This is a genomic window from Marinococcus salis, assembly GCF_054971365.1.
Window position 1 is genome coordinate 32,090 of record NZ_JBQOJB010000019.1, and the last position, 18,840, is coordinate 50,929.

Here is an 18,840-nt window from a genome sequence, read left to right on the forward strand (position 1 = left end):
GGAGGGGTACTGCGATGATTTCCTGTGCCGGTATCGACGCTGAGGGAAAGACAGTAAATAATATTACGTTGGATGAATTTAAAAAGTACGAGTGGAAATGGTATTGGATTGACTATTCCTCTCCCTCGACGGAGGAAACCAATACACTAGATTCAGTGTTTCACTTTCATCCTCTGGCTATCGAGGACTGTTATACAGAACGTCAGCGTCCAAAGCATGATACCTATGACGGCTACAGTTTTTTTGTTCTTCATGCCCTTGATAAAGAAACGCTTGGAGCTGAAGAGATCTGTATGTTTCTTGGCCCCAATTTTGTCGTTACATATCATGAAGCCCCGTCTTCGGCAGTGAACTATTCCTGGAAAAAGCTGCGGGCCGAAGGGGCAGAGCTGAATCCTGATGATGTCAGCTACCACATTATTGATAAAATGACGGATGAGTATTTTCCGGTGCTAGAACAAATTGAAGACCGCCTGAACGAGATCGAGGAAAGCAACTCGGAGCTTTCCTATGGTAAGCTGATAGAAGAAGTATTCGATTTAAGGTCAGACTTGCTGAGACTGCGCCGAACCATCGTTCCTATGAGAGATCTGGTATACCGCGTACTGTTTGTGGAACGTCTGAACCTAATTACCGAACAGCGGGAATACTACCGGGATATTTACGATCATCTGCTTAAGGTGACAGAAATGATCGAATCCAATCGGGCAATGACTTCAGATATGAGGGATAATTTCCAAACGATGGCTTCAAACCGAATGAATGCTATTATGATGACCCTCACGATTGTATCGACCATTTTTATCCCGCTGACGTTTATCGCGGGGCTTTATGGCATGAATTTTGTTTATATGCCGGAGCTTGAATACAGGTACGGATATTTTATAGCGCTCGGGGTAATGTTCCTTATAGCAGTAGTACTGCTGGGCTTGTTTAAACGAAATGGATGGTTTAAGATTTTTAAATAGAAGAGTAGAAAGGGGGCGTTCGGATTGTCCTACCGGTTATATAAAGCACATTTTAAGCATCCAATGCATGAAGAGGATTTGATTGTTTATTACGACAAGGATCAATCAACCTTCTGTTTTGCGACAAAAGATATCGAAGAACAATCCCCGGAAATATGTAAGTTTCAGTATCCAGCGGATTCACTGCACGATGTGAAGCTTTTCATTGAAAAGCTGGGTGTTGACGCCCAAACGCTGACGTTTCGGCATTATCTTCTGCATTAATAAGCAAATCCCCCAATGCAAAAAGCATCAGGGGATTTTTTTATTATTAATCAAGATCAGCGGGATATACACCGTTTTCGTCATGCACTTCACGACCGCTAAGTGGCGGGTTGAAGACACATACCATGCGCATATCTTTGCTGCCTCCACGAAGCATATGTTCATCGTTTTTATCGAGTGCGTATAATACGCCTGGTTCCAGCTGATATACTTTATTGTCGCTTAAAGTTTCGATTTCTCCATCGCCTTCAATGCAGTATACGGTTTCGAGATGGTTCTGGTACCAGATGTGAGTTTCAGTACCGGCACGAATAATTGTGTCATTTACCGAATACCCCATGTTGTCGTCTTTCATGATGAAACGGCGGCTCACCCAGTTGCCGTCATCTACTTCACGTTCAGTGCCGAGCAAATCTTCGAGTTTAATTACTTTCATTGTCTATTCCTCCATCTTGTCAGTTAAGAGTTTATATCATAAAAAGGCCGACCGCCGGAGTCGATCGATCGGCTTCTTTTTATCCAATTAGTCATGCAGTGGATTATTTGGCTACGAGGTTGCTTTCAGCGGTAACTTCTTCAATTGCCTGCTGAAGAATTGAAAGGCCGCGCTCAAGCCCTTCATCATCGATTGTGATTGGCGGGAACAGCTTAAATACTTCATCTTCCGCTCCAGCTGTTTCCATAATTAGGCCGTGCTCAAAGCATCTGCCCGCTATATTATCAGCCAGGTCTTCGATAGGACTCATGATACCCTGCATGAAGCCGCGCCCTTTACGGACACCTTTCATTTCCGGGTGCTTCTTAATCATGTCATCGAGAAAAGAAGTGATACGCTCGGATTTTTCCTGAACATTTTTCTCCAGGCGGTCGTCTTTCCAGTAATTCAACGCTTCAGTTCCTGTTACAAAAGCAAAATTATTTCCACGGAAAGTACCGTTGTGCTCCCCAGGAGCAAATTTGTCATATTCCGGTGCCACTAAAGTAATGGCAAGTGGTGAGCCATTGCCGCCGATGGACTTGGAGAGACATACAAAGTCAGGTTTGATGCCAGCTGGTTCAAAACTGAAGAAAGTACCGGTACGGCCGACGCCTGCCTGCACATCGTCCAGAATAAGCTTAATGTCGCGTTCCCGGCAGATTTTTTCAATGGAACGAAGCCATTCACTGCTTGCAGCATTTAAGCCGCCTTCGCCCTGTACGGTCTCTACGATAAACGCTGCCGGCTTATCGAGGCCGCTGCCTCCGTTATCAAGGAAGTTCTCGATATATTCAATGGAATTATTGCTTTCCTTCAAGAACTGGTCATACGGAAGCGTAGAGGTATTAGATAAAGGCATGCCGGCTCCGTTACGCTTGAATTTGTTTCCGGTAACGCTTAAAGCACCGATGGTCATGCCGTGGAAGCCATTAGTAAAGCTGACTACGTTTGTCCGGCCGGTTACTTTCCGGGCGAGCTTCAGGGCGCTTTCAACGCTGTTTGCGCCCGTTGGGCCAGGGAACATAATTTTATAATCCATATTACGCGGCTTTAAAATAATATTTTGGAAAGCATCGATGAACTCGCCTTTAGCTTTAGTTGCCATATCAAGGGAGTGCGTAACCCCGTCTTCCTGAATATAGGTAAGCAGCTTTTGTTTCATATTTTCATCATTATGGCCGTAATTCAGGGCCCCGGCGCCGGAAAAGAAATCAACATATTCCTTTCCGTCCAGATCCCAAAGCTTATACCCCTTTGCCTGGTGGAAAACGGTAGGGAATCCTCTCACATAACTGCGTACTTCCGATTCGTATTCATTAAAAACGCTGAGATCATTCTGCATCATAAAAGTAATTATCCTCCTTAGGGATGTTATCGAAAAATTCAGTTTTTACATAATACATGACATGCACTTTGCATGTCATGTCCGCTACTTATTTTGTAAATGGTCCTATTCGAAATGTCAACTCTTCTTCGTGCTCGTCATCTGGAAAAAGGTCTTCCGTAAAGCATTCAGAAACCGTCACTTCAGTTTCTCTTTTTTGGGCAAGCTTTTTAAACAAAGCCTGGGATGCTTCATTAGAAGGGGTGATAGTTGCTTCCAAATAAAGCACATTTTCACAAACATCCCGTTCTAAAAGTGCGTTCAGCAAACGGGAAGCAAGACCTTTTCCCCGTTGGGAAGTATCTACGCCCACCTGCCAGACAAACACGGTATCCTGTTTTTCAGGTGGAATGAAGGCCGTTACGAAGCCCACTAATTCATCGTTTTCTTTAGCGACAACACATGTTTCGGCAAAAAATTCACACATCATAATATACTTATATGAGGAATTTAAATCCAGTGTGGAGTTTTTGACAAGTTCCCACATGTCTGCCCCGTCTTCCACGGTTGGTTTGTCAAAAACGATTGAATCGACGGAACCGTTCGTTCCAGTCATTTTCGTTTCCATTTTCTTACCACCTTTTAAAAGTAATAGAGGGCTACCTGTACTATACCTCTTTATGGAAAATACAAACTTAAAATTGTGTTGTTTTAAAATGTAATAAGATCTACCAGACTCACAAATAAAAGCTTAACGTTAATTATGGAAATTTTCAAACTTGCCTATCAGTCATTTATGAGTATTATTACTACTTATAGAGTGTTATGTAACCTGAACATCGAAAACGATAAATAATACTTGCACAGATGGACAATTCCTCCGTCTTTGATAAAAGAAGCCGCCTGGGAAGCCCAGACGGATGAAAGTTAATCTTTTAATATATTAATCAGGCCAGGCTGGAGGCTTGGGAAGTGGAAGGAAAAACCATGATCCAAGGCTTTTTGCGGAATAACCTTCTGTCCGCCAAGGATCATTACGCTCATTTCCCCGAGCATTTTATCAATAATAAATGACGGTACGGAAAGCCAGTGCGGACGTCCAGTCACTTTCGCTATTTCACGTCCGAGTGTTTCCATTTGCGCAGGTTCAGGAGCAGTAATATTGAGTCCGCCCTTGATCTCTTTGTTTGTAGCAGCAAAAAGAATCATTTCGACAGCATCCCTTAGATGAATCCAGGAAAACCATTGTATTCCACTCCCGAATGTGCCGCCGCCGAACATTTTGTATACAGAAACAATTGGCGGGACAAATTCCTGCAAAACGAGTCCCATCCTTGCGTGTACTACCCGGATCCCAAGGTCTTCTGCTTTTGCAGCTTCATTTTCCCAGCGTACGGCAACGTCCTGTAAAAAGTTGGATTCACCTTTAGGGGATTCCTCAGTGAATTCCTTTTCGTCAGAAATGCCGTAGTAGGCCACAGCTGAGGCGCTTACGAGCACCTCAGGTTTATGGCTGCTCGCTTCAAAAATGCGCAGGATTTCCCGTGTGGAATCGATACGGCTGTTTAAAATATTTTCTTTGTTTTTTTCTGTCCAGCGCTGTGCAAGTGAGGCACCGGCCAGGTTGATAAAGGCATCTACCGGCGGAAGTTCGTACTCCGGCTTGCTGCCAGGATTCATCCATTCAATAAAAGTGATATTTTCACTATTTTTTTTATTTTTACTGTTTCTTGTTAAAATATAAATATGGTGACCCATCTGTTCGAGGTAGCCTGTGAGAGCGGAGCCTACATATCCGCTTCCTCCTGCAATAGCTATATTCACTGTGTATTTCTCCTTTCATTACTTAAGGTGATGTAAAAACGTCACTTTCGAAACTATTCAACTTTACCCAAAAGCAAGTTGTCATAATCATTTTCTAATATGCAAAAGGAGAGGGCTTTCGTGAAAATCACTAAAATTGAAGTGCAGAAAAATAACCCGGAACGTTACAATATTTTCACTGATCAGGCAGGCCGTGAAGCGTTCACGACCGGCGTGGACGAAGCCGTGCTGGTTCAATGGGATCTGAAAAAAGGAAAAGAGCTGACCGAAAAAGAGCTCGAGCTTCTAATTGAAGACGATCACGAGCGCAAGGCCTGGAACAGAGCGCTGCATTACTTATCAAGTGTAATGAGGACGGAAAAAGAAGTATATGATCATTTAATAGAAAAAGAGTTCACGGAAGCCTCTGCAGCGAAAGCAGTGGAAAAGGCGAAAGAATATAAATTCTTAAACGACCGCGAATTTGCTAAAGCTTATGTGCGCACGAAAATCAATACGACGGATAAAGGACCGAAAGTCATCCGGATGGACCTGGAAAAAAAAGGAGTGTCTGAAAACCATGTGTCCGAGGCTATGAAGGCATTGACCGATGAGCTTGCCCTGGACCGGGCGGTGGCAGCAGCAGAAAAGAAAGGCCGCCAGAAAAAGGGAGAGTCGGCCGGCTCGGTAAAGCAGCGTCTGTTGCAAATGCTGCTCCGGAAAGGATATGATCATGAAACAGCATCCGCCGCAGTGAAAGAGGCAGATTTTGCCCCTTCGGAGGAGGATGAATGGAACTCGGTGCTAGTGCAGGGAGAAAAGGCTTACCGTAAATGGGGAAATAAGCTCGAAGGCCGTGCACTCGAACAGAAAATTAAAGAGTACCTGTACCGGAAGCAATTTCCGATGGAGCAGATCCAGCGGTTTTTAGATGAAAAGAGAGAGGAGTCCGAAGATGGGAATGGAAAAAAGGTACAGCCAGATGAGCAGGCATGAGCTCGAACAGGAAATCGCGAGCTTAAATGAAAAATCCAAAAAGGCGGAACAAATGGGATGGGGTAATGAATTTGCGGTATATGAGCGTAAAATCGCCATGGCAAAAACGTATCTGCTTGATCCAGCAGACTATCAGCCGGGGGAAACTTACCGGGTCGACCAGGAAGGTTCCACCTTTGAAATAGAATATATCAATGGCGTGTTTGCCTGGGGATACCGGAATAATTCGACTCAGATTGAAGCCCTGCCTTTTTCTCTGCTGGTCAAAAAATAAAGATGGAGGTACAAGCGGAATGGAAACTCAGAAAAATGATTTATTAAAAATTCTTCTTTCAGTTAATAGTCAATTATCAGAAGAAAAAGCCCGGGAGTGGGTGGACTTTCTGTGGGAGGATTTTGAATCTACGCAGGCGAAAGCTGGGCGCACGTACAAAGGCGAAGAAGTAACGGAGCAGATTGTGGAAAAATGGGTCCGGCAGTACGGTCCGCACCTGCATCGTTATGAAGCGACAAATGAGAAGTTTTTTGGAATTAACTAGATAATAATAAAGAGTACGGATCTGTTCTCCGTACTCTTTATTATTGAGTATAATAGGAAAAATCGCGTCCTTTGTCGAGTTTTTTGTGGAGCGTGTCGTCGCTAAAAATCCAGCCAGTGTAAGAAGTCATAATTTCTAATTCCTGGTTCAGCTGAACGACCGCGACAAACGGGTAATACCCTTTGCTGCGGTAACGCAGGTCAATAAATTTCACTTCATAGCCCTCCTCTGTGTCCCGTACGATCCAACGGTACGTAGGAGAAAAGGATAGAAAAGAAGCAAGGTTTCGATCGTTTCGGGCCGCGTTGATGACCGGGTCATCAGGAATAGGTTCAAACGGATACGTTTCAAAGTAACGCAGCCGCCCATTCCGGTAATTGGTGACAAATAATTTGTGCGGCGTCCGGATAACTAAATGCCACCGGTACCAGTTGTATGTCGGTGAGATAAATAGGTGCGTGGCATCCGGATGCAGGCGGCGGGCCCGCTGCAGGACAATGTTTCGGGCCTGAAAACGCCATAAATAATAAAAGAGCAAAAAGACGTATAAAACAATCATCGAGGCTGCTCTTGGTACATCAAACCACCACAGGATAAACACAAACAAGTGGGAAAAAAACAGCACCGAGTCAAAAATATTAATAACGCCTAAAGCTATCCACCGCCTTGTAAAAGGCGACAACGCCTGTGTGCCGTAGGCATTAAAAATATCCACGAAGACATGCAGGGCCACAGCGATAAAAGACCAGAACCATAGATGTGAAAAAGCAATATCCGGCGAGAACATATATATAATGGCTGCAAGCAGCACCGGCCAGATTAAGACGGCGGGTATAGAGTGAGTTGGGCCGCGGTGGTAGCGGATATAGACGGCATTGTTTTTCAGTTTTAACACGGTATCAAAATCAGGGGCCTGTGACCCTATAATTGTTGCGATCAGGACTGTACCCATTGCTCCACTTTCAGGTGAAATAGTGGGATCAATGGTGGCGAGGCCGCCGAGGCCAATCCCCATCACTGTATGAGTTGCTGTATCCATTGGCACCACCTTTAATTTATGGCATGCTGAAACAAAAAAAGCCTGTGGCATCAAACAAGCACAGACTGTATCAGCGTAGTTTCATCATACCCTAAACAGTTTGTTTCAAAAAGGAGAATTGCATGAATCCGCAGAAATACGTCGTTTTTATGGAGTACCGGGTTTTGGAAGAAAAAAGAGCGGAATTTTTACGCACCATGGAAGAGATTTCTTCTGCAATGCTCAAGAAGCAGGTGAACGATTACGAGTGGTTTGAGTCTGTGGACCAGGGTGCTTTGTTTGTGGAAATGTTTTCAGTTAATACACTCGAGCAATATAACGTTCTTAGGACTGAACGAACAGAGAAAAGTGACAGCGTGTTCGGCCGCCTTGATGAATTTGTCCCCGGAGGCATAAAAAAAGTGCACTGCTGGTGTTTCAAAAAAAAGGGCCCTCATGGCAACGAAAATAAAGAGAAAGAGTGAACAGCTATGCATCCACTACTGGAGAATTTTTCGCCGGAGCAGTTTCAACAGGACTTAGTTGGCTGGTACCGGGACCAAAAAAGGGATCTGCCGTGGCGGAGAAGCGCCGATCCTTACCACATATGGATTTCAGAAATTATGCTTCAACAGACAAAAGTCGATACAGTCATTCCGTATTATTACCGTTTTTTAGAAGCGTTTCCTACTATTGAAGCTCTGGCACAAGCAGAAGAAGACCAGGTCATGAAGCAATGGGAAGGCCTGGGGTATTATTCGCGGGCGAGAAATTTGCATCAGGCGGTCAAAGAAGTAGCTGAAGAATACGGAGGGATAGTCCCCAGCGGCAAAAAAGAGTTTCGGTCTTTAAAGGGGGTCGGGCCCTATACAGCAGGGGCGGTACTCAGTATCGCTTTTGACAAACCGGAGCCGGCCGTGGATGGAAACGTGATGCGCGTATTTTCCAGGCTTTTATGCTTATATGAAGATATCGGCAAACAGTCCACAAAAAGTACGTTTGAAGCAGTGCTTGGCGAAATTCTGCCGCTTACCTCCCCCTCGGACTTTAATCAAGCAGTGATGGAGCTTGGTGCTCTTATCTGTACGCCAACCTCACCGGGCTGCCTGCTTTGCCCGGTGCAGGAACACTGTAAAGCAAGAGCAGCGGGGGTGCAGGAGGAACTGCCGGTAAAAGAAAAGAAAAAAGCGCCAAGAAAACAGGAGATGGCAGCGGCTATTATTTGGAACGGCAGGGGGGAAATATTAATCCACCAGCGTCCAGATAAAGGACTGCTGGCCAGGCTATGGGAATTTCCTAACACGGCAGTGGAAAAAGAAACGGAGCGGGCTGAAGAGATGAGGGGCTATCTTGAAGCTGAAGCATCCGTAACCCCTGAAATTGAGCGCCCGGTTCAACGAGTGGAACAAACATTTTCACATTTGATCTGGAACGTGCATGTATACGAGGGTAAGGCTGAAAGAACTGGATTGCCGGAGGACTGGAAGTGGGTCCCGCTGGATGACATAGCAAACTACGCTTTGCCTGTGGCTCACCAGAAAATATATAAAACACTGGTTGAAAGGATGGAGTTAAAGTGAGTAAAGCTTTTGAAGGGAAGAAAGTTCTAGTTACAGGGGGTTCGAAAGGGATAGGAAAAGGCATCGCCAAGGCGTTTTACAGCGAAGGAGCCGAGGTTGGCATTTTAGCGCGTTCAGAAGAGGGGCTGAAAGCCGCCAAAGAAGAAATAGGAAGTGTTTGGACCTGCGTCTGTGACGTAACTGTGGGCAAAGAAAGAGAAACTGCCTTTCAAAATTTTGTAGAAGCTTCCGGCGGAATCGATGTGCTTGTGAATAATGCCGGTGGCAGCAGCGGCAGTAAAATTGCAGATACTTCGATGGAGGAATTTGCGCAGGCAATGGAAATAAATTACTTTCAGGCTGTGCACTTCAGTAAAATGGCGCACGAGCAAATGAAAGAACATGGCGGAGCGGTTATCAATATCACTTCGATATTTGGAAAGGAAGCTGGTGGAAAAGCAACATACAACAACGCCAAAGCGGCATTGATTAGCTTCACAAAAGCAGCTGGCAACGAGTGGATAAAGGACGGGGTACGGGTGAATTCGATTGCCCCAGGTTCAATTTTGCATCCTACTGGTAACTGGCAGAAGCGGATAGAAGAAGATCCGGAAGCGATGGAGCGTTTTGTAGACGAAAATATTCCTGCCGGAAGATTCGGTAATGTGGAGGAAGTGGCAGATGCGGCGTTGTTTCTCGCTTCGCATGAAGCGCGCTGGCTGGTTGGTACAACGCTTACCGCTGATGGGGGACAGTCCCGGATGAATATATAAAACCGAAGGCCACAGCCTTCGGTTTTACTTTTATTCAGAAACAGTAAGCACGAGGTTGCCGGCATAGCGCTTGTTTTCTAAATCTTCATGAGCCTGGGCGGCTTCATCCATCGGATAGGTCCGGGCTACGTGAGGAGAAAAGAGTCCCTGTTCATAAGACTGCTGCACGCCGGAAGCTGCTTTCTGCAAGGCCGGAAGAGGGGCTGTAAAAAGCAAAATGCCAAGAATGGAGGCATATTTTTGGTTTAACAGCTGCCACGGAAAAGCCGGCATATTGTTTACCGGCGAGCCGACCGCGACAACTCGTCCTCCTGGTGAGAGTATATGCAGGTCTGTAGAAGCATTTTCACTAAAAGACATATCAAGGATAACATCAGCGCCCGGCTTTCCGGAAGCGGAGGCAAAATCCTCCTTCCAACCGTTGTCGTTTAGGTTCAATACGACATCTGCCCCGGCGCGGCGGGCGATTTCATTCTTTTCATTGGTGCTCGCTGTAGTGATCACGAAGGCATTATGATGCTTGGCCAGCTGAATGGCGGCATGGCCGACTGCACCGGCACCTCCGTAGATAAATACGGTTTCTCCGGGCTGAAGAGCGGCCCGGAAAAACAAAGCCAAATGAGCAGTAAGAGCAGGTATGCCGAGAGATGCTCCTTCGGTAAAACTCATAGTATCAGGAAGGGGAAAAATGTTAGAAGCGGGGGCGGCTGCCCACTCTGCAGCGGCACTTGGAATGTTTGTCCCCCACACCCGGTCTCCCGGCTGAAAGTTACCTGCACTACTGCCAACTTCTTCAACAATTCCGGCAGCATCAAAATGGGGAATAGCCGGAAAGGAGGACACGGGGCGTTTACCGGAGCGGAAATACGTATCCACGGGGTTGAGGCCGGCTGCCTTCACCCGTATAAGTATTTCATCCGGCTTGATACCGGGCTTTTCCACCTCTTCTATAGTTAGAACTTCCGGTGTTCCCTGCTCATAATAAACGACTGCTTTCAAAAAATCGTCTCCTTTCGTTTGGCAAATGGATAGTTTTCTCCTCTCTTTAATCGTAACAGTTTTTCAGATCGGGTGAAGAAATGTATAATAGGAAATGATAGAAAAGAAGACAGCAAAATCGCAGAAGAAGGGAGGCAGAACATATTGGCCGAGCGTAACGAAGTCGTCGCAAGCTTCCCGGAAACAGGTAAGCCTATCCAGGTGCAGAGTTATAAGCATAACGGATCGCTCCACCGTGTATGGGAAGAAACATTAATTCTGAAAGGCACAAGCAGAGAAGTCATTGGCGGGAACGATCGTATTTTGGTTCATGAATCGGACGGAAGAGTCTGGAGGACGAGAGAGCCTGCCATTTGTTATTTTCATGCCGAAAAATGGTTCAATGTTATCGGTATGATTCGGTCTGACGGAGTGCATTATTATTGTAACCTTGGTACGCCGTTTGTCTACGATAGTGAAGCTCTGAAATATATCGACTATGATCTGGATATTAAAGTTTTTCCGGACATGACCTACAATTTACTGGACGAAGACGAGTATGCCCAGCATAAAAAAGAAATGAATTACCCTGCCCAGATAGATGAAAAGATGGACGCTAGTATTAGGGAGCTGCAGAACTGGATCTGCCAGAGAAAGGGCCCATTTAACTCTCATTTTATCGAACAGTGGTATGAGCGTTTTTTGTTTTTTCGATAAGAGGTGAAAAAGATGGGCAGTATTAAACGCTACATGCAGTTTGTGCGGCCGTACAATAAAATAATTGCGGTGACAGTGACCATCGGTATATTTAAATTTGGTCTGCCGCTTTTAACGCCGCTCATTCTTGCTTATATTATCGACAACGTGCTGTTGGCAGATGGTATGGCAACAGCTGAAAAAGCACGAGTGCTCGCCTGGCTGGCAGGCGGAGCGGTTGTGCTTTTTATTATCGTTCGTCCGCCGATTGAATACTACCGGCAGTACTTTGCCCAGTGGACGGGCAATAAGATTTTATACGATATCCGTGATCAATTATTCAGTCATATTCAGAAATTGAGCCTTCGTTTTTATTCCAATCGAAAGGCAGGCGAAATTATTTCGCGGGTGATCAACGATGTCGAACTGACAAAAGACTTCGTCATCACCGGCCTGATGAATATATGGCTTGATCTTGCCACGATTATCATTGCGCTCATTATTATGTTTACGATGGACGTGGAACTGACGCTGGTCGCGATGTTGTTTTTACCTATTTATGCCTTTTTCATTAAATATTTTTATTCGAGGCTGCGGGATTTAACAAAAGCAAGGTCGCAGGCGCTTGCAAACGTGCAGGGACATCTGCATGAACGAGTGCAGGGGATGAGTGTGATCCGGAGCTTTGCCCTTGAAAATCACGAGCAGGGCCAGTTTGATACAAGAAACAAGCAGTTTTTGGACCGGGCGGTGGATCATACGCGCTGGAATGCTAAAACGTTCGCAGCCGTTAACACCGTCACGGACGTGGCCCCGCTTGTAGTTATTCTGGCCGCCGGCATGGCTGTTTTGTACGGAAATTTATCCGTCGGGGAAATGGTGGCGTTCACCTCTTACATGGAGAGACTTTACAGTCCGCTCCGTCGTCTGGTGAATTCATCTACCACTCTTGTGCAGTCGATTGCGTCAATGGACCGGGTGTTTGAATTCATTGATGAAAAATACGATATTACTGACAAAGAAACAGCCGTACCGGTAAAGCATGTCAAAGGCGATATTCGGTTTGACCACGTATGGTTTAAATATGAAGAGGATACTAACGATGTATTAAAAGACGTGGATATGCATGTGCGGCCGGGGGAAACGATCGCGCTTGTCGGGATGAGCGGCGGCGGTAAAAGTACGATCGTCAGCCTTCTCCCGAGGTTTTATGATGTCACCGGGGGCGCTCTGCTCCTGGACGGAAAAGATGTGCGGGACTATGAAGTACGTACGCTCCGGGATCATATCGGTATGGTGCTTCAGGACAACATTTTGTTCAGCGAATCAGTGAAGGAAAATATCCGGATGGGAAAACCGGATGCCACGGATGAAGAAGTCATACAGGCGGCGCGCATGGCGAATGCTGAAGTTTTCATAAATGAACTGCCGCTTGGCTATGATACTCCGGTCGGGGAGCGGGGTGTGAAGCTTTCCGGCGGACAGAAACAGCGGATTGCCATTGCGCGTGTGTTTTTGAAAAATCCATCCATACTTGTATTTGATGAAGCGACATCGGCACTGGATTTAGAGAGCGAACATTATATCCAGGAAGCAATGGAGCGGCTCGCCCAGGACAGAACCACATTTATTGTGGCGCATAGGCTTTCGACAATCACACACGCGGACCGGATTGTTGTAATTGAAGACGGACGTGTGGTGGAATCAGGAAGCCACGAGCAGTTAATGATGGCAGAAGGCTCTTATCAGAGGCTGTTTGACGTTCAGCACGTGTAACAGAGGAAAAGGGAGGCAACTATGGAAGAAGTCAAAAATTATTTCAAACACCATCGAAGCAGCCATTTAAGTCAGCTGAAAGAATTTTTATCGATACCAAGCATCAGTGCAGACCCTGACCACAAGCCGGATATGGAGACTGCTGCCTCCTGGGTAAAAGAAAGTATGCAGGCGGCTGGTCTGGAAAACACAGCTGTCATGGACACAGGTGGACACCCGGTGGTATATGGCGACTGGATCCATGCTCCGGGGAAACCTACGGTGCTGTTTTACGGGCATTACGACGTGCAGCCGGCCGATCCGGTTGAACTGTGGGAAACGCCGCCGTTTCAGCCGGAAATACGAAATGAAAAAATTTATGCCCGCGGCGCTACGGATGATAAAGGCCAGGTGTTTATGCATCTTAAAACGATTGAAGCCTTTATGCGGACGAAACAGGAACTTCCGGTGAACGTAAAATTTTGTATTGAAGGAGAAGAAGAGATCGGCAGTCCCAATTTGGACGAGTTTGTGGAAAAGCATCGGGAACTCCTCCAGGGAGACGTACTGCTGGTTTCTGATACCCCAATGCTTGAAAAGGGCCGGCCGACAGTGTGCTATGGACTTCGGGGGCTTGCAGGTATTCAAATCGATGTGAGCGGGGCTAAAGGAGATCTGCATTCCGGCCTGTACGGCGGCGGGGTCGCGAACCCGCTTCATGCACTAGCTGATATACTTGCTTCTATGCACGATGAAAGCGGCCATATTACCGTTGATGGCTTTTACGACCGGGTTCTTTCGCTTACCGATCAGGAACGCCGCGCGTACGCGGAGCTTTCGTATGATGAGGAAAATACAAGAAAAGAATTAAACGTACCGGAACTGTTTGGCGAAGAAGGATTTTCGTTTCTGGAAAGAACGTGGGCCCGCCCGACCCTTGAAATTAACGGCATGCACGGAGGCTTCCAGGGAGAAGGGATCAAGACGGTACTGCCTTCTGCGGCTTCAGCCAAGATTACGTGCCGGCTCGTGCCTGACCAGGATCCGGGCGAAGTCGTGGAAAAGCTGACGGCTCATGTTCAGCGAAAAACACCGAAAGGCGTGGAGGTGGAGGTGACTCCGTTTGATAAAGGGCGGCCGTTTGTCACTCCATTTGACCATCCGGCCATTCAGGCAGCCGGAAGGGCGCTTGAAACAGCGTACGGGACGACGGCGGCATATACGAGAATGGGAGGGTCTGTGCCTGTCATTGAAACTTTTTCTCAAATTTTAAATGTGCCAGTGGCATTGATGGGATTCGGCCTCCCTACCGAAAACTTCCATGCGCCGAACGAACATTTTCACCTGGAAAACTATGATAAAGGCCTTGAAGCTTTGGCAGAATATTTAGCGGAGATTAGTGAAAATTTATAAACGAAAGGAGGGCTTCCGAAATAGGGAGCCCTCCTTTTAATTTTCTAATTCTCTATGGCAAAAAAGTCTTCGCTGCTGTGGTAACGGAAATAGGTCTCAACAAGCCGGTCGAGGTGTTCAAGCTGCTCATTATACTCGACGATGTGTGCGACAATTGGAAGAAGATGAAGCCATTCCGAGCGGTCAATATTTTGGCGGTCGTACATTTCCATAAGCTGGTCGGTTAAGGATACCCTGCCTTCATCGACCTCTTCTGCCATTTCCTCTGTAAGATGAGTAGTGACCTTGCCTACATAACGCTGGAGAATTCTATCGTGGTAATCCATAAGATGATCAAGCTGATTGCGGATCGCCTCCTGCATTTCTGACGATGTATGCTGCATATCATTTTCAAATTTATCAAGCGTACGCAGAATGGTCACGATTTTATTCATCGAAGCGATCATCTGCTTGAAAAGAACGACTCGCCGATCCCGTGTAAGGCGTGCTTTTTTTGTGTACACGCGTTCTTCTTTAAACAGGAGGTAAAGGTTTTCGATGGAAACGGTCTGATCTTTAAGAGAAGAAAGGTCTTTTCGCAGCGTCTGCCGATTAGTTTCATGTCTTCCAAGCAGCCGAATCCACTGAATAGTATCCTGGGTTACATCACGAATCTGCTGATAAAGCTTGGTTTCATGTTTTGGCGGCAGGAAAAGCATGTTGACTAAAAACGAAGCTGCAATTCCAAGCATGATCAGGGCAAACCGCTCGGAGGCAAACAAAATAAAATTATCGTTTCCAGGCCTGCCCATGATAATGATGACTGTCACAACAGCAATTGGGATGGTGGAGGCGTCCAGTTTCAAACCTAGAATGCCTGCAATAATAATCATGACTGTGACTCCAATAATTACCGGCTCGTGACCGAATGCAAGGACCATAACTATCGCTGTGCCGGCCCCGATAATGTTGGCCTGCAACTGGTCCAGGATCGTTTGAAACGTACGGGATATTGATGGTTGAATAGCGAAAGTAGCGGCGATCGCTGCGAAAAAAGGAGGATTCAATCCAATCCACGATGCTGCGTATATAGCTAGAACGATCGCAAGACCGGTCTTGAAAATTCTGGCTCCCAGCTTCATAACGGATTGTATTCCTTTCTATATTGAACTTAGTAAATGTGGCTGCTTAACGCTGCAAAGGCCTGGTCCGAAGCTTCCAGCGTTTCTTCTATGTCCTCAATACTGTGTTCAGTGGTGAGAAACCAGGCTTCGTATTTTGAAGGAGCAAGATGAACGCCCCGGTCAAGCATTTCTTTAAAGAAAATGCTGAACCTTTCAGAGTTCGAACGTTCAGCCCCTTTATAATCTTTTACTGTTTCCTCTGTAAAATAAATGGTGAACATCCCTTTTAACCGATTGATTGTAACGGGAATGCTGTATTTTTCAGCCTGCTCGAGAAGGCCCGTTTCAAGGCGTTGACCGAGTTGGTCTAACGTGTCGTACACCCCGTCTTTTTCCAACACTTCAAGGCAGGCAATGCCCGCGCGCATAGAGGCCGGGTTTCCGGACATCGTCCCTGCCTGATAGGCCGGGCCCAGAGGAGCGACCTGCTCCATGACGTCGACCCGGCCGCCATACGCACCGATCGGGAGGCCGCCTCCGATAATCTTTCCCATAGCGGTCATGTCGGGTTCTACGTGGAGCATATTTTGAGCGGCTCCGTAAGTGAAACGAAAAGCCGTAATTACTTCATCAAAAATAAGAAGAGAGCCTGAATCATGCGTCAATTTTTTGATTTCTTCAAGATACCCGGGTTCTGGCTCCACCAGGCCGAAATTGCCGACAATAGGCTCGATAAGAACAGCGGCCGTTTCGTCCCCCCAGCGGTCGATAGCTTCGCGGAAGCTGTCAATGTCGTTAAAAGGGACAGTGATGACTTCTGCAGCTATATTGGGAGTAACGCCTGCAGAGTCCGGTGATCCCAGCGTCGATGGGCCGGAGCCGGCTGCCACAAGCACAAGATCGGAATGGCCGTGGTAGCAGCCTTCGAATTTAATGATTTTATGTTTGCCGGTATAGGCTCTGGCTACGCGGATAGTTGTCATTACAGCTTCGGTGCCGGAATTGACAAATCTGACTTTCTCGAGAGAAGGGACTGCTTCCTTCAGTTTTTCAGCAAAAATATTTTCCCATTTAGTGGGAGTGCCAAGCAGCGTGCCAGTACGGGCAGCTTCACTAATGGCTTCAGCAATGTGCGGGTGGCCGTGTCCGGTGATTATAGGTCCGTAAGCTCCGAGGTAATCAATGTATCGGTTGTTATCTTCATCAAACAAATGTGCACCACGTCCCTCTTTCATAAAAACCGGGGTTCCGCCTCCAACCCCCTTAAAAGAACGAGAGGGGCTGTTCACACCGCCCACAATTAAATCGCAGGCTTCATTGTAGAGTTCAACAGATTTTTCATAGGACATATTTTCTTAACTCTCCTTACTATCAACTATTTCTTATCTATTGTATCATGGAGAAGTAAAGCAAAAACCATGATATCATGAGATGAAAACCAGTGTTGAGGTGATCGATGTGAGTACAGAAGAAAGCAGTGTAAACCCAAAAGACTTGGAAGGGGAAAAAGCACCCGATTTTGAACTCCCCGCTACTACGGGTGAGAATATTCGTTTAAGTAATTACCAGGGACAAAACGTGATTTTGTATTTTTATCCTAAAGATAACACCCCTGGATGTACGACTGAAGCCTGCGACTTCAGAGATGCGCTGCCGGAATTAAACGATAAAAATGTTAAAGTGCTCGGGGTCAGCCCGGATTCAATGAAAAAACACGAAAATTTTACAGCCAAGCACGATCTTTCTTTTCCTCTTTTGTCTGATGAGGAACAGGAAGCGGCTGCTGCCTATGGAGTATGGAAGTGGAAGAAAAACTTTGGTAAAGAGTACCTCGGAATTGTAAGGTCCACTTTTTTCATTGATACAGAAGGAACCGTGCAAAAAGTTTGGGACGAAGTGAAGGTAAAGAATCATATTGGAGAAGTATCCAGGTACGTTGATGAATTCTTATCATCTTCCAAAAAGTAGGAGGCGGATGAACGCATGAAGCTGCTTCTTTGCATTATTGATAACTTTTATACCGATCAGGTAGAGATGGAAATGAAAGAAAAGGGTTACCGTATGACTGAAATCGCAAGCAGCGGGGGATTTCTAAAAAAGGGAAATACAACGTTTTTGTTTGGCGTGGACGAAGAGGAAGTGCCAAAGTTAAAAACAGATTTAAAAGATATATGTTTGGCTTACGAAAAGCATAGAAAAAAACGACCTGAACATTCGAATAGGTTTACTTCATTTCTTTTGGATGTTTCAATGCTTCCTTTTTTTCAATCAGCCGGAGCAGATGAGAATAGCTGACCCCTTTCATTGACAACAATCACGGGGGTCCGATAGAATAGATTATAAGAATTACAAATAAAGAATCGTTTTACAGGAAGAGAGGTGCATGACGATGGCGAGCGCTAGCCTACAGGAAGCAGTAAGTGTCTTGAAAAGCACGAACGTTCGGATGACACCGCAGCGTCATGCTATTTTGGAATTTCTGCACTCTTCAATGAGCCATCCGACTGCTGACGATATCTATAAATCTCTTGAAGAACGTTTTCCGAACATGAGTGTAGCTACGGTCTACAACAATCTTCGGGTTTTTAAAGACGCCGGTATAGTGAAGGAGTTAACCTACGGGGACTCCTCGAGCAGGTTCGACTGCGTTACTTCAGATCATTACCATGTAATATGTAATGATTGCGGGAAAATTGTAGACTTTCATTATCCAGGCCTGAATGAAGTAGAAACGTTAGCTGAACACGTGACCGGCTTTGAAATTGAAGATCATCGGTTAGAAATATACGGAACATGTACAGAATGTACAAAGATGAGCAAACAGTAAGCTGTTTTTGAAGCCTTCATCTTCTTCATAGATGAAGGCTTTTGTATGCATTTTAAACAGAAAAAATCCATTTAAAACTAATTTAAAATTATTTTGCAAAAATGGTTGACGGTCTTATGGGCCGATGTTATATTACTAATTGTCGCCAAAACGGCTGACAAAAACGAGAATAACGAAATAAAACTTCTTAAAAAAGTTGTTGACATTCATTATTCAAAAATGATAAATTATAAAAGTCGCTATTTAGCGATGGATCGTTCTTTGAAAAAGAAAGACAAGCCAGAGCCCCAATCAAAAGCAACACTTTTTTAGGGCATCACTGATGCCACAGCATCAAACTTTTTAC

22 protein-coding genes are annotated in these 18,840 nt (G+C 45.7%); 14 read left to right on the forward strand and 8 right to left on the reverse strand.

From position 1 onward, the window contains the following. The first annotated feature begins 14 nt into the window (after positions 1–14). Both corA and ACTTK6_RS13570 read left to right on the forward strand, forming a co-directional pair. Positions 15–968: a magnesium/cobalt transporter CorA gene (gene corA / locus ACTTK6_RS13565; protein ID WP_462833685.1), complete on the forward strand. Its 954-nt coding sequence runs from the start codon at positions 15–17 to the stop codon at positions 966–968. Positions 969–992: 24 nt separating this feature from the next. Next, positions 993–1,232: a hypothetical protein gene (locus ACTTK6_RS13570; RefSeq protein WP_022795051.1), complete on the forward strand. Its 240-nt coding sequence runs from the start codon at positions 993–995 to the stop codon at positions 1,230–1,232. Positions 1,233–1,278: 46 nt separating this feature from the next. On the opposite strand, the gene ACTTK6_RS13575 is transcribed toward ACTTK6_RS13570, so the two are convergent. The 4 genes from ACTTK6_RS13575 to ACTTK6_RS13590 form a co-directional block, all read right to left on the reverse strand. After that, the gene (locus ACTTK6_RS13575) at positions 1,279–1,668 is read right to left on the reverse strand and encodes an ectoine synthase (RefSeq protein WP_022795050.1); all 390 of its coding nucleotides are present in this window, start codon (positions 1,666–1,668) and stop codon (positions 1,279–1,281) included. A gap of 103 nt (positions 1,669–1,771) precedes the next feature. Beyond that, positions 1,772–3,055, reverse strand: coding sequence for a diaminobutyrate--2-oxoglutarate transaminase (ectB, locus tag ACTTK6_RS13580; protein ID WP_079474340.1), 1,284 nt, complete (start codon positions 3,053–3,055; stop codon positions 1,772–1,774). A gap of 88 nt (positions 3,056–3,143) precedes the next feature. Beyond that, the gene (gene ectA / locus ACTTK6_RS13585) at positions 3,144–3,662 is read right to left on the reverse strand and encodes a diaminobutyrate acetyltransferase (protein WP_233133499.1); all 519 of its coding nucleotides are present in this window, start codon (positions 3,660–3,662) and stop codon (positions 3,144–3,146) included. A 299-nt stretch (positions 3,663–3,961) separates the two neighbouring features. Next, positions 3,962–4,858 (reverse strand): TIGR01777 family oxidoreductase, encoded by an 897-nt coding sequence (locus ACTTK6_RS13590; RefSeq protein ID WP_462833686.1) that lies wholly within the window; start codon positions 4,856–4,858, stop codon positions 3,962–3,964. Positions 4,859–4,978: 120 nt separating this feature from the next. Here ACTTK6_RS13590 and recX point away from each other — a divergent pair, with 120 nt between their 5' ends. From recX to ACTTK6_RS13605, 3 genes are read left to right on the forward strand one after another with little or no spacing between them, the layout of a single operon-like run. Then, entirely contained in the window at positions 4,979–5,833 is an 855-nt protein-coding gene (recX, locus tag ACTTK6_RS13595; RefSeq protein WP_462833687.1) for a recombination regulator RecX, read from the forward strand. Then, positions 5,799–6,107, forward strand: a complete 309-nt coding sequence (locus tag ACTTK6_RS13600; RefSeq protein ID WP_079474373.1) for a YfhH family protein — start codon at positions 5,799–5,801, stop codon at positions 6,105–6,107. The genes recX and ACTTK6_RS13600 overlap by 35 nt, the downstream gene beginning before the upstream one ends. A gap of 19 nt (positions 6,108–6,126) precedes the next feature. After that, complete coding sequence (locus ACTTK6_RS13605) at positions 6,127–6,372, forward strand: YfhJ family protein (protein WP_079474343.1); 246 nt, start codon at positions 6,127–6,129, stop codon at positions 6,370–6,372. Positions 6,373–6,412: 40 nt separating this feature from the next. On the opposite strand, the gene ACTTK6_RS13610 is transcribed toward ACTTK6_RS13605, so the two are convergent. Then, a complete protein-coding gene (locus ACTTK6_RS13610; RefSeq protein ID WP_079474344.1) occupies positions 6,413–7,411 on the reverse strand; it encodes a metal-dependent hydrolase in 999 nt (332 codons plus the stop codon). A gap of 122 nt (positions 7,412–7,533) precedes the next feature. On the opposite strand from ACTTK6_RS13610, the gene ACTTK6_RS13615 reads away from it, so the two are divergent. From ACTTK6_RS13615 to ACTTK6_RS13625, 3 genes are read left to right on the forward strand one after another with little or no spacing between them, the layout of a single operon-like run. Continuing rightward, complete coding sequence (locus ACTTK6_RS13615; RefSeq protein WP_079474345.1) at positions 7,534–7,875, forward strand: MFS transporter; 342 nt, start codon at positions 7,534–7,536, stop codon at positions 7,873–7,875. Positions 7,876–7,881: 6 nt separating this feature from the next. After that, positions 7,882–8,970 (forward strand): A/G-specific adenine glycosylase, encoded by a 1,089-nt coding sequence (gene mutY / locus ACTTK6_RS13620; RefSeq protein WP_462833688.1) that lies wholly within the window; start codon positions 7,882–7,884, stop codon positions 8,968–8,970. Next, the gene (locus ACTTK6_RS13625; RefSeq protein WP_462833689.1) at positions 8,967–9,722 is read left to right on the forward strand and encodes an SDR family NAD(P)-dependent oxidoreductase; all 756 of its coding nucleotides are present in this window, start codon (positions 8,967–8,969) and stop codon (positions 9,720–9,722) included. The genes mutY and ACTTK6_RS13625 overlap by 4 nt, the downstream gene beginning before the upstream one ends. Before the next feature lie 30 nt (positions 9,723–9,752). On the opposite strand, the gene ACTTK6_RS13630 is transcribed toward ACTTK6_RS13625, so the two are convergent. After that, complete coding sequence (locus ACTTK6_RS13630; protein WP_462833690.1) at positions 9,753–10,721, reverse strand: NADPH:quinone reductase; 969 nt, start codon at positions 10,719–10,721, stop codon at positions 9,753–9,755. A gap of 144 nt (positions 10,722–10,865) precedes the next feature. Between ACTTK6_RS13630 and ntdP the strand changes: the two genes are divergently transcribed. From ntdP to ACTTK6_RS13645, 3 genes are read left to right on the forward strand one after another with little or no spacing between them, the layout of a single operon-like run. Continuing rightward, complete coding sequence (ntdP, locus tag ACTTK6_RS13635; RefSeq protein WP_462833691.1) at positions 10,866–11,417, forward strand: nucleoside tri-diphosphate phosphatase; 552 nt, start codon at positions 10,866–10,868, stop codon at positions 11,415–11,417. A gap of 12 nt (positions 11,418–11,429) precedes the next feature. Beyond that, positions 11,430–13,172, forward strand: coding sequence for an ABC transporter ATP-binding protein (locus ACTTK6_RS13640; protein ID WP_462833692.1), 1,743 nt, complete (start codon positions 11,430–11,432; stop codon positions 13,170–13,172). Between the two features lie 21 nt (positions 13,173–13,193). Further along, positions 13,194–14,564: a dipeptidase gene (locus tag ACTTK6_RS13645; RefSeq protein WP_462833693.1), complete on the forward strand. Its 1,371-nt coding sequence runs from the start codon at positions 13,194–13,196 to the stop codon at positions 14,562–14,564. A 44-nt stretch (positions 14,565–14,608) separates the two neighbouring features. Here ACTTK6_RS13645 and ACTTK6_RS13650 read toward each other — a convergent pair whose 3' ends face one another. Both ACTTK6_RS13650 and ACTTK6_RS13655 read right to left on the reverse strand, forming a co-directional pair. Then, positions 14,609–15,685, reverse strand: a complete 1,077-nt coding sequence (locus ACTTK6_RS13650; protein ID WP_094909113.1) for an FUSC family protein — start codon at positions 15,683–15,685, stop codon at positions 14,609–14,611. A 29-nt stretch (positions 15,686–15,714) separates the two neighbouring features. Then, positions 15,715–17,016 (reverse strand): glutamate-1-semialdehyde 2,1-aminomutase, encoded by a 1,302-nt coding sequence (locus ACTTK6_RS13655; protein ID WP_462833694.1) that lies wholly within the window; start codon positions 17,014–17,016, stop codon positions 15,715–15,717. An 82-nt stretch (positions 17,017–17,098) separates the two neighbouring features. Between ACTTK6_RS13655 and bcp the strand changes: the two genes are divergently transcribed. The 3 genes from bcp (at position 17,099) to perR (ending at position 18,494) form a co-directional block, all read left to right on the forward strand. After that, positions 17,099–17,635, forward strand: coding sequence for a thioredoxin-dependent thiol peroxidase (gene bcp, locus ACTTK6_RS13660; protein ID WP_462833695.1), 537 nt, complete (start codon positions 17,099–17,101; stop codon positions 17,633–17,635). 15 nt (positions 17,636–17,650) lie between these two features. Beyond that, positions 17,651–17,962 (forward strand): cyclic-di-AMP receptor, encoded by a 312-nt coding sequence (locus ACTTK6_RS13665; RefSeq protein WP_079474354.1) that lies wholly within the window; start codon positions 17,651–17,653, stop codon positions 17,960–17,962. Between the two features lie 94 nt (positions 17,963–18,056). Beyond that, complete coding sequence (perR, locus tag ACTTK6_RS13670) at positions 18,057–18,494, forward strand: peroxide-responsive transcriptional repressor PerR (RefSeq protein WP_462833696.1); 438 nt, start codon at positions 18,057–18,059, stop codon at positions 18,492–18,494. The last annotated feature ends 346 nt before the right edge of the window (positions 18,495–18,840 follow it).

Excerpts from the sequence above, each read along its gene's own strand:
- corA (WP_462833685.1), top strand. The coding sequence starts at position 15 with ATGATTTCCTGTGCCGGTATCGACGCTGAGGGAAAGACAGTAAATAAT.
- ACTTK6_RS13575 (WP_022795050.1), bottom strand. The coding sequence starts at position 1,668 with ATGAAAGTAATTAAACTCGAAGATTTGCTCGGCACTGAACGTGAAGTA.
- ectB (WP_079474340.1), bottom strand. The coding sequence starts at position 3,055 with ATGATGCAGAATGATCTCAGCGTTTTTAATGAATACGAATCGGAAGTA.
- ectA (WP_233133499.1), bottom strand. The coding sequence starts at position 3,662 with ATGGAAACGAAAATGACTGGAACGAACGGTTCCGTCGATTCAATCGTT.
- ACTTK6_RS13600 (WP_079474373.1), top strand. The coding sequence starts at position 5,799 with ATGGAAAAAAGGTACAGCCAGATGAGCAGGCATGAGCTCGAACAGGAA.
- ACTTK6_RS13605 (WP_079474343.1), top strand. The coding sequence starts at position 6,127 with ATGGAAACTCAGAAAAATGATTTATTAAAAATTCTTCTTTCAGTTAAT.
- ACTTK6_RS13610 (WP_079474344.1), bottom strand. The coding sequence starts at position 7,411 with ATGGATACAGCAACTCATACAGTGATGGGGATTGGCCTCGGCGGCCTC.
- ACTTK6_RS13615 (WP_079474345.1), top strand. The coding sequence starts at position 7,534 with ATGAATCCGCAGAAATACGTCGTTTTTATGGAGTACCGGGTTTTGGAA.
- mutY (WP_462833688.1), top strand. The coding sequence starts at position 7,882 with ATGCATCCACTACTGGAGAATTTTTCGCCGGAGCAGTTTCAACAGGAC.
- ACTTK6_RS13640 (WP_462833692.1), top strand. The coding sequence starts at position 11,430 with ATGGGCAGTATTAAACGCTACATGCAGTTTGTGCGGCCGTACAATAAA.
- ACTTK6_RS13645 (WP_462833693.1), top strand. The coding sequence starts at position 13,194 with ATGGAAGAAGTCAAAAATTATTTCAAACACCATCGAAGCAGCCATTTA.
- ACTTK6_RS13650 (WP_094909113.1), bottom strand. The coding sequence starts at position 15,685 with ATGAAGCTGGGAGCCAGAATTTTCAAGACCGGTCTTGCGATCGTTCTA.
- ACTTK6_RS13655 (WP_462833694.1), bottom strand. The coding sequence starts at position 17,016 with ATGTCCTATGAAAAATCTGTTGAACTCTACAATGAAGCCTGCGATTTA.
- bcp (WP_462833695.1), top strand. The coding sequence starts at position 17,099 with ATGAAAACCAGTGTTGAGGTGATCGATGTGAGTACAGAAGAAAGCAGT.
- ACTTK6_RS13665 (WP_079474354.1), top strand. The coding sequence starts at position 17,651 with ATGAAGCTGCTTCTTTGCATTATTGATAACTTTTATACCGATCAGGTA.
- perR (WP_462833696.1), top strand. The coding sequence starts at position 18,057 with ATGGCGAGCGCTAGCCTACAGGAAGCAGTAAGTGTCTTGAAAAGCACG.